The 10,710-nt window shown below is 64.3% G+C and carries 13 protein-coding genes and 1 pseudogene; 6 read left to right on the top strand and 8 right to left on the bottom strand.

Translation table 11 applies throughout. The features are described from left to right. A pseudogene (locus tag A3764_RS07950) lies at positions 1-224 on the top strand (RlmI/RlmK family 23S rRNA methyltransferase); the annotation flags it as partial. Next, positions 224-811: an RSP_2648 family PIN domain-containing protein gene (locus tag A3764_RS07945; protein ID WP_067924587.1), complete on the top strand. Its 588-nt coding sequence runs from the start codon at positions 224-226 to the stop codon at positions 809-811. The pseudogene A3764_RS07950 and the gene A3764_RS07945, both read left to right, overlap by 1 nt. Here the strand turns inward: A3764_RS07945 and A3764_RS07940 are convergent. Beyond that, a complete protein-coding gene (locus tag A3764_RS07940; protein WP_067924589.1) occupies positions 790-1,473 on the bottom strand; it encodes a M48 family metalloprotease in 684 nt (227 codons plus the stop codon). The genes A3764_RS07945 and A3764_RS07940 overlap by 22 nt on opposite strands. Positions 1,474-1,597: 124 nt before the next feature. On the opposite strand from A3764_RS07940, the gene A3764_RS07935 reads away from it, so the two are divergent. Beyond that, on the top strand, positions 1,598-2,104 hold the full coding sequence (locus A3764_RS07935; RefSeq protein WP_067924591.1) for a DUF421 domain-containing protein: 507 nt from the start codon (positions 1,598-1,600) through the stop codon (positions 2,102-2,104). Positions 2,105-2,131: 27 nt separating this feature from the next. Here A3764_RS07935 and A3764_RS07930 read toward each other — a convergent pair whose 3' ends face one another. Further along, the gene (locus A3764_RS07930) at positions 2,132-2,560 is read right to left on the bottom strand and encodes an OsmC family protein (protein WP_067924594.1); all 429 of its coding nucleotides are present in this window, start codon (positions 2,558-2,560) and stop codon (positions 2,132-2,134) included. 173 nt (positions 2,561-2,733) lie between these two features. On the opposite strand from A3764_RS07930, the gene A3764_RS07925 reads away from it, so the two are divergent. Further along, a complete protein-coding gene (locus A3764_RS07925; protein ID WP_067924597.1) occupies positions 2,734-3,174 on the top strand; it encodes a MarR family winged helix-turn-helix transcriptional regulator in 441 nt (146 codons plus the stop codon). Between the two features lie 10 nt (positions 3,175-3,184). On the opposite strand, the gene A3764_RS07920 is transcribed toward A3764_RS07925, so the two are convergent. From A3764_RS07920 to A3764_RS07905, 4 genes are all read right to left on the bottom strand, one after another. Beyond that, positions 3,185-4,372 carry a vWA domain-containing protein gene (locus A3764_RS07920; protein ID WP_067924600.1) on the bottom strand — a complete coding sequence of 396 codons (1,188 nt, stop codon included), beginning with the start codon at positions 4,370-4,372 and terminating at the stop codon, positions 3,185-3,187. A gap of 3 nt (positions 4,373-4,375) precedes the next feature. Beyond that, entirely contained in the window at positions 4,376-4,549 is a 174-nt protein-coding gene (locus A3764_RS07915; protein WP_067924602.1) for an apolipoprotein acyltransferase, read from the bottom strand. Between the two features lie 28 nt (positions 4,550-4,577). Next, positions 4,578-5,990 (bottom strand): DUF2927 domain-containing protein, encoded by a 1,413-nt coding sequence (locus A3764_RS07910; protein ID WP_082865909.1) that lies wholly within the window; start codon positions 5,988-5,990, stop codon positions 4,578-4,580. Positions 5,991-6,268: 278 nt separating this feature from the next. Then, positions 6,269-7,108 (bottom strand): AAA family ATPase, encoded by an 840-nt coding sequence (locus tag A3764_RS07905; protein ID WP_067924662.1) that lies wholly within the window; start codon positions 7,106-7,108, stop codon positions 6,269-6,271. A 167-nt stretch (positions 7,109-7,275) separates the two neighbouring features. Here A3764_RS07905 and dksA point away from each other — a divergent pair, with 167 nt between their 5' ends. Both dksA and A3764_RS07895 read left to right on the top strand, forming a co-directional pair. Next, positions 7,276-7,698 carry an RNA polymerase-binding protein DksA gene (dksA, locus tag A3764_RS07900; RefSeq protein ID WP_067924665.1) on the top strand — a complete coding sequence of 141 codons (423 nt, stop codon included), beginning with the start codon at positions 7,276-7,278 and terminating at the stop codon, positions 7,696-7,698. A 78-nt stretch (positions 7,699-7,776) separates the two neighbouring features. Then, the gene (locus A3764_RS07895) at positions 7,777-8,946 is read left to right on the top strand and encodes an FAD-dependent monooxygenase (RefSeq protein WP_067951435.1); all 1,170 of its coding nucleotides are present in this window, start codon (positions 7,777-7,779) and stop codon (positions 8,944-8,946) included. A 24-nt stretch (positions 8,947-8,970) separates the two neighbouring features. On the opposite strand, the gene A3764_RS07890 is transcribed toward A3764_RS07895, so the two are convergent. Then, positions 8,971-10,023 (bottom strand): ornithine cyclodeaminase, encoded by a 1,053-nt coding sequence (locus A3764_RS07890; RefSeq protein ID WP_082851027.1) that lies wholly within the window; start codon positions 10,021-10,023, stop codon positions 8,971-8,973. Between the two features lie 11 nt (positions 10,024-10,034). Then, positions 10,035-10,710, bottom strand: a 676-nt coding sequence (gene rocF, locus A3764_RS07885; RefSeq protein WP_067951433.1) for an arginase, incomplete at its 5' end; no start/stop codon positions are given.

The raw sequence follows: 10,710 nt of genomic DNA, 5'->3' as shown, positions 1-10,710 counted from the left end.
CACGGCTGGCCGCCCCGTTGGTGGCGGAGGACGGGATACTGGTGCTTTGCTCCTGCTCGCACGCCGCTGACATGGGCCAGTTCCGCACCGCGAGCGTGCGCGGCATCGGGCGCGCGGGGCGGCGTGCCGTCCTGCTGCATACGGGGCAGGCGGGGCCGGATCATCCGCAACTGCCGCAACTGGCCGAAAGCGGCTATCTCAAATCACTGTTCTTCCGCGTCTGATGTCAGGGCCGCGCATCCTGATCGATGCGAATGTGCTCTATCCCACGGTTATGCGTGAACTGGTATTGGGCGCGGCGGGGAAGGGGCTCTTCACCCCGCTTTGGTCTGACCGGATACTGGAGGAATGGCGCCTCGCGGCGGTAAAGATAGGCCCCGAAGGCATTCCGCAGGCGGAGGCGGAGATTGCCCTGCTGCGCCGGGACTGGCCCGATGCCGTGGTCACCTCGGCGCCGGAGACGGCCAGCGCGCTTTGGTTGCCTGATCACGACGATGTGCATGTGCTGGCCGCCGCCGTAGAGGCGCGCGCCCAGTCCATCATGACGCGCAATGCCCGCGATTTCCCGACCCGGTTGCTGGCCGAAAGCGGTATCACCCGGGTCGATCCCGATGGCTATCTGCGCGATCTCTGGCGAGAGGCACCCGATACGGTCGCCGCCGTGGCCGAAAGCGTGCGGGCGGAGGCGGAGCGGCTCTCAGGCCAGGGCTGGGCGCTCAATGACCTGCTGAAGAAAGCGCGCATGCCGCAACTGGCCAAGGCACTGCGCACTTCCGCCCAGCCGCCCGGTCATTCGTCCCAGCGCAGCTGAAGCCGTTTCAGCGCGGCGATGCGCTCTTCGGTCTTGGGGTGGCTCAGCAACCATGCGGGCGTGCTGCCACCGGCCCCTTCGGTCAGCGCCTCCAGCTTGCGAAAGAGCGATATCTGCGGTTCGATCCCGATCCCCGCCTTGGTCAGCAGGGCCGCTGCATAGGCATCGGCTTCGTATTCGTCGGACCGCGAGAGCCGCGCGGCGAGCATGGTCGCCAGCATGTTCGCGATCCAGATGCCCACGCCGGGGATAAGCCGGCCCAGCACCATCGCCAACGCGGTACGCACCGCATTCTGGCCGGAAAAATCGATCATCCGACGCCGCGAATGCCCCAGCGCCACATGGCCCAGTTCATGGGCGATGACGCTGGCCAGTTCGGAGGCCGTTACCTCCCCCCGTTTGAACCGGTTGTAAAAGCCCCGCGTGATAAAGATCCGCCCGTCCGGCGCGGCGAGCCCGTTCACCGGATCGATTTCGTAGATATGCACCTTGATGCGCGGCAGATCGAGCGCGCGCGCCATGCGGTCGCTCATGTCCTTCAGCGCGGGATCCATCAATTCGGTGGATTTCTGGTCGAGCTGCTTCGCCGTCCGCCACGCTGAAAAGCGATACATGGCGATACCGTAGAGAATGGCCAGAAGGATCGGTAGGACGCGGATCATGTAGCGAATATGGGGGCTGGGGCGGGGGACGCAAGCACGCTGTCATGCCATGCCCCCGCGAAAGCACCATTGTGCCCCGACGGTCGCGGGCTATCTGGTCGTCTGCAACTGACCGGAGCTTCCCATGCCCACACTTACCGACCTTGTCATGCCGTTCGTCGAAGCCTTCGTGATGATCGTCGCGCTGGTGTGTTTCGTCCGGCTCAACGGGCTGCGGTCCTTTTCCAAGATGGCGAACCATGACTTCGCCGTGACGGTGGCGATGGGGTCGATCCTTGCTTCTGTCGTGGTGTCGGGGACGACGGGGCTCGGCCTTGGGCTGTCGGGGCTGGCGGCGCTTTTCGTCGTGCAGGCGTTTCTGGCCCGGCTGCGCACACATCTGCGCCCTGCGGCCGCGGCCATGGACAACGCACCCCTGCTGCTGATGCGGGACGGGGAGATACTGGAGGAGAACCTCGCCCATGCGAAGGTCACACGGTCGGACCTGATCGCGAAACTGCGCGAAGCGAATGTTCTGCAAATGTCAGAGGTGCGGGCGGTGGTCTTTGAGCAGACCGGCGATGTCTCGGTTCTGCATGGCGACAAGGCGGTCGATGCCGTGCTGCTCGAAGGGGTCCGGGACCACCCCTGAAGGTGGCCCCGTGGGGATGCGTCAGGCTCAGGCCAGTTTCGCATCCATTGTGATTTCCGCTGTCAGCAGCTTGGAGATCGGGCAGTTTTCCTTTGCGGTATTGGCCGCGCGGTTGAACTGCTCTTCGGTCGCGTTGGGGATCGAGGCCGTCACGTCAAGGTGAACCTTGGGGATGTGGAACCCGCCGTCCTTCTGCTCAAGGTGAACAGTGGCTTTGGTTTCGATGCTGTCGGCAACGAGGTCTTCGCCTTCGAGGATCATCGACAGCGCCATGGAAAAGCAGGACGCATGGGCAGCGCCGATCAGTTCCTCGGGGTTGGTGCCGGACTTGCCTTCAAAGCGGGTCTGGAACCCGTAGGGCTGATCGTTCAGCACGCCGGTCTGGGTAGAGACGTGGCCCTTGCCCTCCTTGAGGTTGCCTGTCCACTTGGCGGAACCGTGTTTCTTGATGCTCATAGTGTAAACCTTTCGTTTCAGTTGGGGGTTGGCGTCACAACGTCTGAAACCTCTTGACGTTCCAATATATCGTGCGCGATTTAATAGTGTGATACATACATCGAACCCCCCGGTCGGTCAATGTCTTGCTGGAGGGTCGCGCGCGATATAAAAACCACGGCAAGGAGCCGCCCATGCCACAAGACCCCAAGCTCACCCCCGACGACATGCTGTGTTTCGATGTCTATGCGATGCAACAGGCGTTCAACCGCCTGTACAAACCCTTGCTCGCGCCGTTGGGGCTGACCTATCCGCAGTACCTAGTGATGGTGGTGCTGTGGTCAGAGGACCAGATGCCGGTCGGGCGGATCGGTGCGCGGCTGGGGCTTGAATCCAGCACGCTCACGCCGCTGATCAAACGGCTGGAGCTTGCAGGTCTCGTCACCCGCTCCCGCGATCTGCAGGATGAACGCAAGGTCGCCGTAACCCTGACGCAACGGGGCCGCGCGATGGAGACGCAGGCCCGCGAAATACCGCGCTGCGTCGAAGCCTCCACCGGGATGGACAGCGCCGAGATCGCGGAGTTGCGGGGACGGCTGGCGCGGCTGCACGGCGCGCTGACAGCGGCGGAATAAACGCCGCGCGTCAGCGGGTGAGCGTCTTGATCCCGCGCGACAGACCTTCGAGCGTCATCGGCACCATGTGCTCTTGCCCGAAGATTTCCTGTATCATCGCGATCGACTGGGTATAGGGCCAGTATTTCTCGGGGATGGGATTGATCCAGAGATTGCTTTGCCACTGGTCGCGGGCACGGCCCAGCCATGTCGCGCCGCTTTCGGCGTTCCAGTGTTCATTGGCCCCGCCCGGATAGGCGATTTCATAGGGCGACATGGAGGCATCGCCCACGAAGATGCATTTGTAGTCCGGCCCATAGGTCCGCAGGATTTCGGTCGTGCTTTCCTGTGCGTTCCAGCGGCGCCGGTTGTCGCGCCAGACGCCTTCGTAAAGGCAGTTGTGAAAGTAGAAATATTCGAGGTGCTTGAATTCGGCCTTGGCCGCGCTGAACAGCTCTTCGACCACCTTGATATGCGGATCCATTGACCCGCCCACGTCGAGAAACAGCAGCACCTTCACGGCATTGCGCCGCTCTGGCCGCGTCTTGACGTCGAGATAGCCGTGTTCCGCCGTGGCGCGGATGGTCCCGTTCAGGTCCAGTTCCTCATCCGCGCCATCGCGGGCCCAGCGGCGCAGCCGTTTGAGCGCGACCTTGATGTTGCGGGTGCCCAGTTCGACGGTGTCGTCGAGGTTCTTGAATTCGCGCTTGTCCCAGACCTTGGTGGCGCGCTGGTGGCGGGATTCCTTCTGGCCGATCCGCACGCCTTCGGGGTTGTAGCCATAGGCCCCGAAGGGCGAGGTGCCGGCAGTGCCGATCCACTTGTTGCCGCCCTGATGCCGACCCTTCTGCTCTTCGAGACGCTGCTTGAGCGTTTCCATCAGCTTGTCGAACCCGCCCAGGGCCTCGATCTCTGCCTTTTCCTCGGCGGAGAGGTGCTTTTCGGCCATTTTCTCCAGCCAGTCGCGGGGGATGTCCACGGCTTCGAGCACGTCGTCGAGCTGGATGTTTTCGAGCCCTTCGAAGGCGGCGGCGAAGGCCTGGTCGAACTTGTCGATGTTGCGCTCGTCCTTCACCATCGACACCCGCGCGAGGTAATAGAACGCCTCCACGTCATAGGTGGCGAGGCCTGCCGACATCCCGTCGAGAAAGGCGAGGAATTCGCGCATGGAGACCGGGACCCGGTGCTTGCGCAGCTGTTCGAAGAACGGCAGGAACATTCCTCAGACCCCCAGCAGGAAACGGTCCAGGATCACGGTGAGGATCATGCCGAGCAAGACGAAGGCGATGCCGTAGCCGGCGCCGTATTGCGCCATGTCCTTGCGGTTGCCGCCGCGCTTCTTCGCCGTTCTGACGCCGATGAAAATGCCCAGAAGGCCCAATACGATTACGATCATGTCGTTTGCGCCACCCGTCCGCGGTTGATCACTTGCGCGGGTTCAGCGATGCGATTTCGCGCTGCTTGGCCCGCACGGCCCAGTCAGGGCCAAAGCCGTAGCGCGCCCAGCCCAGACTGTCCACCCTGACCACGCGTGCCTCTTCGGGGCGGCCCGACAGGTCGAGCGCCTCGGCCTGCAGCAGCAAAAGCGTCGAAAGAAGCGCCGCGTTCTCGCCTCGCTGCGCGGTATCGAGATGCGGGGCAAGCAAACGGAGCGCTGTGTCGCCATCGCCCGTGCTGATTGCATAGGCCGCCAGTTGCGTCGCCACATAGGCGCGGTGAAGTGCGGTGCCGGGGGTCGCGGTATAGAGCCTGTCGGCCAGTTGGAAATGGGCCTGTGCCGCCACGGGATCGCTCAGCTGCAGCACACGGCCAAACGCAAAATGCGCAAAGGCGCGGCGGTGGTCCTGCCAGCCCATGCGGTCCGCGATGCGCACCGCTTCACTGGCCGCGATCCGGCGGTCGGCGGGGTCGGTGGAGCGGCCAAGCGCTGTCTGGATGGCGTCGCTGTAGCCGCGCGGCGTGAAGCTGGCGCGTTGTCCGGGGCCGCTGTCCCCCGCAGGGTTCAGCCGCGACAGGATGGCGGGCAGCGCGCGGGCGACCTGCGTCCGCGACATGCCCGAGCGCAGGGCGGGATCGTAATACGCCCGCAGGATCAGCATGTCGAAGCCCGTGAGTACGGTATGCACATTGTCGTCGTTGAAGACGGAGTCGGACAGCCGGTACAGATCGTTGAGCGGACCCAGCGATTGGGCGAGTTCTTCGTGCAGGCAGTCGCGCACTTCCTGCGGGCTGGAATCGTTGGGCAGAAAGACGGTCAGCCGTTCGCGGGTCTGCAGCCGCGTCCAGTCCGTACGGGCGGACCGGCGCAGCTTGCGATATTCGGCCAGCGAACTGACGTTGGGCGCCACGAAACAGGCGGCATCAGGAAGCACATCGCGGATCTCGGCGCGGGTGACGGCCTGAACGATGACATTGGCGGAAGGGTCGTAGACCTGGCTGATGTCGATCCCGGCCTCGCGCCGCAGGCGCGCCAGCAGGCGGCGCAGGTCGGGCGCGAGCGTGGCGGGGGCGGGGCCGCGCACCGCAACGGTGATGGGGGTTTCGAAACGGGTCAGCACCGGCAGCGACCGCCCGCTTTCCATCTGGAACGACAGGTCGAGGAAATCCTGCGCCACCGCCTTGTTGGAGCGGACCTCGGCCGGCATCGCGCGCGCGGTGAAGGTCTTCATCGGGGGCAGGGTGCTGTCGGCTATGGTCACGGGCAGGGCCGCGCGGGTCGGCGCTTCGGACTGGGTCGCGGGCACACAGGCGTTGAGGAAGATCATCAGCGGCAGGAACGCCCGCGCCCGCGGGCGTCGCGTTGCGCCGATCCCTTCCCTAAGGAAAGCTGCGCGCATGACTTTCATGCGACCGCGCCCTGCCGATCTGCCCACCATAACTGCCTGCCTGCCCTTTTGAGCTTGATTACAGGGTACACTTGCCAACCATCCGGTCAATGTTTGGAAACAATTAAGTCAAATCGGTGGCATAATGTCCAGTTGGACAAAAGACATGTACCGGACCGAACAAAGCGGATTGTCGGGCAATACAAACAAACAGGCACGCGGAATGCGATTCCTGCGTGCCCGATGCCGGCGAATATCTGCTTGCTCCCGCTCCCGGCGGGCGCTCTCGCTCAGCGCTGGCCGCGCGCCATGAAGGCGAGGCGTTCAAACAGATGCACGTCCTGCTCGTTCTTCAAAAGCGCGCCGTGCAGCTTGGGCAGGGCCGATGCGCCATCGCGCTTCAGGTCTGCGGGGTCCATGTCTTCGGCCAGAAGCAGCTTGAGCCAGTCGAGCACCTCGGAGGTGGAGGGCTTTTTCTTCAGTCCGGTCTGATCGCGGATCTCGTAGAACTGGGTGAGCGCGGTCGTCAGCAGCGCTTCCTTGATGCCGGGATGGTGCACTTCGACGATCTTGCGCAGCGTGTCCATTTCCGGGAAACGGATGTAGTGGAAGAAACAGCGGCGCAGAAAGGCGTCCGGCAATTCCTTTTCGTTGTTCGACGTGATGATAACGATGGGGCGCTGCTTTGCCTTGATCGTTTCGCCCGTTTCATAGACGAAGAATTCCATCTTATCGAGTTCCTGCAACAGGTCGTTGGGAAACTCGATATCCGCCTTGTCGATCTCGTCGATCAGCAGCACGACCCGCTCGTCGGCCTCGAACGCCTGCCAGAGCTTGCCCTTGCGGATGTAGTTTTTCACGTCGTGAACGCGCTCTTCGCCCAGCTGGCTGTCGCGCAGGCGGCTGACGGCGTCGTATTCATAAAGACCCTGCTGGGCGCGGGTGGTCGACTTGATATTCCATTCGATCATGCGCAGACCGAGCGCTTGTGAGACTTGGCGTGCCAGTTCCGTCTTGCCCGTTCCGGGCTCCCCCTTCACGAGCAGGGGCCGCTCCAGCGTGACGGCGGCATTGACGGCAATCGTGAGATCGTCGGTTGCGACGTAGTCTGCGGTACCTTCGAATTTCATCCTGTTATCAACCTTCTGTAGCGCGCTATTCACCTTGGCCCTTTAACCCTAAAACAATCGGATTGTGTAGTGACAATCTTCCGGGGCTGGGATAGACGCTGCGGAAGGGAGTGATGTCGGGAGACAGGTCTCATATGCCAGCATTGAAAACCGATAGGGATGATCACATGAAGCAGGAAGTGTTCCTGCCGGATAATTATTCGCCGGCCGAAGACGAACCTTTCATGAACGACCGCCAGCTTGAGTATTTCCGCCGCAAGCTGCTGGACTGGAAAGCGGAGCTGCTGGCGGGCAGCCGCGATACCATCGAGGGTCTTCAGGACGGGACCCGCAATATCCCCGATGTCGCGGACCGCGCGAGCGAGGAGACAGACCGGGCGTTGGAGCTGCGCACCCGCGATCGGGCGCGCAAGCTGGTCGGCAAGATCGACTCCGCCCTGCGCCGCATCGACGAAGGCGAATTCGGATATTGCTCCGTCACCGGGGACCCGATCTCGCTCAAGCGGCTGGATGCGCGTCCCATCGCCACCATGACGCTGGAAGCGCAGGAAAAGCACGAACGCCGCGAGCGCGTTCACCGCGACGACTGATCCTTTCGCAAGGGTTAAGGATACACGCCGGGGCCAGCGCCCCGGCGTTTTGCTATCAAGGCTACGGGACGGTCGCCGATGAAGACTTCAAGCGTGATCGTGGTGGGCGGCGGTGTCGGCGGGTTGGCGACGGCGGCGCTGCTGGGCAGGCAGGGCATGGCGGTGACGCTGGTGGAGCAGGCCCCAAGGTTCAGCGATATCGGGGCCGGGCTGCAGGTCAGCCCCAACGGGCTGCGGGTGTTGCGGGCCATGGGGCTTGAAACGCCGCTGCGCCAGCGTGGCGCGGTCGAAGCGCGCGCCGTCGTCCTGCAGAACGGGGAAAACGGGAGGACCGTCGCGCGGCTCGACCTTGCCAAGGCGGGTCCGGAGGGGCGCTATCTCTTTGCCCATCGTGCCGGGTTGATCGAGGTTCTGGCCGATGCGGCGCGGCGCGCTAATGTCACCTTCGATCTGGGCCGGCAGGTCGCATCGGTACGGCCCGGAGCGCTGCCGCAGATCCAGATGACGGATGGCACGATCCGGCGGGCCGAGGTCGTCGTGGCCGCCGATGGCATCCATTCGGTCGCCCGGCCCGTGCTCAACGGTGCCGATACCGCCCGGTTCACAGGGCAAGTCGCATGGCGTGCGACGGTGGCCGATCCCGGCGACCATCCGCCGGAAGTGCATGTTCATATGGGCGCGGGGCGCCATCTGGTCAGCTATCCGATCAAGGGAGGCGCCCTCATCAACCTCGTCGCGGTGGAGGAGCGGGACCGCTGGGCCGCCGAGGGCTGGACCCATGCGGACGATCCCGCGCATCTGCGGGAAGCCTTCGCAGGTTTCACGGGCCGTGCCGCCGATCTTCTGTCAGCGGTGGAAAAGGTGACGCTCTGGGGCTTGCATAGCCATCCGGTGGCAGCGCAGTGGCAACAAGGGGGTGTGGCGCTGCTCGGTGATGCCGCGCATCCGACGCTGCCCTTTCTCGCGCAGGGGGCGAACATGGCGCTGGAGGATGCCTGGGTTCTGGCCGATTGCCTCACCCGGCAGGAGCGCGACACCGCCCTGCGGCAGTATCAGGCCCGCCGCGCTGACAGGGTGGCCCGTGTCGTACAGGCGGCGGAGCGTAACGCCTGGCGTTATCACCTTGCCCCCGGCCCGCTGCGCTGGGGGGCGCATGCGGCGCTGCGGATCGCAAGCCGCGCGGCACCGGGGCGTATGACGGGGGCCTTCGACTGGCTCTATGCCCATGACGTGACGCGCCGGGGCTGAAACCACCCCGGCGCGCCCGCCAGGTCAGCCCTTGGCGCGCTGCAACATCCCGAAGAGATCGCGCGGATCGTCCGGATCGGCCAGCAGGTCCAGCGGATGGAAAAGCTCCGTCCCCTTGATGCGGTCGCGGACGTAGCGCAGGGCCGAGAAATCCTCGATCGCGAAACCCACGCTGTCGAACAGGGTGATCTGTTCGTCGTTCCGCCGCCCTTCGGCCTGACCTGTCAGCACCTGCCAGATCTCGGTGACAGGGTGGTCGGCCTCCAACTGCTGGATCTCCCCCTCGATCCGCGTCTGCTCGGGGTATTCGACGAAGATGCCGGCCCGGTGCAGGATCGCGGGGGCGAGTTCGGTCTTGCCGGGACAGTCGCCGCCGATGGCGTTGATGTGCACGCCGGAACCCACCATGTTGTCCGTCAGGATGGTGGCATATTGCTTGTCCGCCGTGCAGGTGGTGATGATCTGCGCGCCCAGCATCGCGTCTTCGGCGCTGTCGCAGGACACAACGCGCAAACCGCTGCCTTCGAGGTTGGCCGCGCATTTCCGCGTGGCGGCCTTGTCGATGTCATAGAGGCGCACCTCTTCGATCCCGACGATGGCTTTCATCGCCAGCGACTGGAACTCCGATTGCGCCCCGTTGCCGATCATCGCCATCACCTTGCTGCCCCGGGGGGCCAGCAGCCGCGCCACCACCGCAGAGGTCGCCGCGGTGCGCAGCGCGGTAAGGATCGTCATCTCCGTCAGCAGGACGGGATAGCCAGTCGCCACGTCCGCAAGCAGGCCGAAGGCGGTGACGGTCTGCAAGCCGTCCGCCGTGTTGGACGGATGCCCGTTCACGTATTTGAAGCCGTAGACATCCCCGTCAGAGGTGGGCATCAGCTCGATCACCCCCTTTTCGGAGTGGCTGGCCACTCGGGGGGTCTTGTCGAAAAGCTCCCAGCGGCGGAAATCGGCTTCGATGTACTCTGCAAGGCCCGCCAGCATCTGTTCGACGCCCTCATGATGGATGAGCTTCATCATGTGGTCGACGGATACGAAGGGCACCAGCGCCTTGTCGGAAGGTTTGGGAATGTTCATCGCAGGCTCCTTCAGTAAGCGCGGGTCGGGCGGTCAAAGACGCGGCGGCCAAGGGCGGACGCCGCCAGATCCACCATCAGGGAAGCGGTGCGCCCGCGCTCGTCCAGAAAGGGGTTGAGTTCGACGAGGTCGAGCGAGGTCATCAGCCCGCTGTCGTGCAGCATTTCCATCACCAGATGCGCCTCGCGCACCGTCGCGCCGCCCGGCACCGTGGTTCCGACCGCGGGCGCCACGGAAGGGTCGAGGAAATCGACGTCGAGCGAGACATGCAGCATGCCGTCCGCCGCCGCGACCTTTTCGAGGAAGGCGGTCAGAGGGCGTGCAATGCCCGTCTCGTCGATCTCTCGCATGTCGACGTGCTGGATCGTCGTGCCCTGCAATGCGGCCCGTTCGGCGGCATCGACGGACCTCAGCCCGATGATTGCGATATTGTCCTGCGGCAGCGGGGTGCCGACGTCCGGAAAGCCGTCAAACCCTTCGCGGCCCGTGACATAACCCAGCGGCGTGCCGTGCAGGTTGCCGCTGTCGGTGGTGTCGGGCGTGTGGAAATCGCTGTGCGCATCGAGCCAGAGCACGAAGAGCGGGCGGCCCTGCGCCTCGGCGTGGCGCATCGCACCCAGAACGGTGCCGAGCGAAAGCGCGTGATCGCCGCCCATGAAGATCGGCAGCCCGTCTTTCAGCGCCGCT

Source organism: Sulfitobacter sp. HI0129, assembly GCF_001635395.1.
Classification (GTDB): domain Bacteria; phylum Pseudomonadota; class Alphaproteobacteria; order Rhodobacterales; family Rhodobacteraceae; genus Sulfitobacter.
The sequence above is the reverse complement of the archived record's forward strand: the minus strand, read 5'-3'. Positions and strand labels throughout refer to the sequence as shown.

What these genes read in the sequence shown, in the direction of transcription:
- A3764_RS07945 (WP_067924587.1), top strand. Translation starts at nt 224, where the DNA reads ATGTCAGGGCCGCGCATCCTGATCGATGCGAATGTGCTCTATCCCACG.
- A3764_RS07940 (WP_067924589.1), bottom strand. Translation starts at nt 1,473, where the DNA reads ATGATCCGCGTCCTACCGATCCTTCTGGCCATTCTCTACGGTATCGCC.
- A3764_RS07935 (WP_067924591.1), top strand. Translation starts at nt 1,598, where the DNA reads ATGCCCACACTTACCGACCTTGTCATGCCGTTCGTCGAAGCCTTCGTG.
- A3764_RS07930 (WP_067924594.1), bottom strand. Translation starts at nt 2,560, where the DNA reads ATGAGCATCAAGAAACACGGTTCCGCCAAGTGGACAGGCAACCTCAAG.
- A3764_RS07925 (WP_067924597.1), top strand. Translation starts at nt 2,734, where the DNA reads ATGCCACAAGACCCCAAGCTCACCCCCGACGACATGCTGTGTTTCGAT.
- A3764_RS07920 (WP_067924600.1), bottom strand. Translation starts at nt 4,372, where the DNA reads ATGTTCCTGCCGTTCTTCGAACAGCTGCGCAAGCACCGGGTCCCGGTC.
- A3764_RS07915 (WP_067924602.1), bottom strand. Translation starts at nt 4,549, where the DNA reads ATGATCGTAATCGTATTGGGCCTTCTGGGCATTTTCATCGGCGTCAGA.
- A3764_RS07910 (WP_082865909.1), bottom strand. Translation starts at nt 5,990, where the DNA reads ATGCGCGCAGCTTTCCTTAGGGAAGGGATCGGCGCAACGCGACGCCCG.
- A3764_RS07905 (WP_067924662.1), bottom strand. Translation starts at nt 7,108, where the DNA reads ATGAAATTCGAAGGTACCGCAGACTACGTCGCAACCGACGATCTCACG.
- dksA (WP_067924665.1), top strand. Translation starts at nt 7,276, where the DNA reads ATGAAGCAGGAAGTGTTCCTGCCGGATAATTATTCGCCGGCCGAAGAC.
- A3764_RS07895 (WP_067951435.1), top strand. Translation starts at nt 7,777, where the DNA reads ATGAAGACTTCAAGCGTGATCGTGGTGGGCGGCGGTGTCGGCGGGTTG.
- A3764_RS07890 (WP_082851027.1), bottom strand. Translation starts at nt 10,023, where the DNA reads ATGAACATTCCCAAACCTTCCGACAAGGCGCTGGTGCCCTTCGTATCC.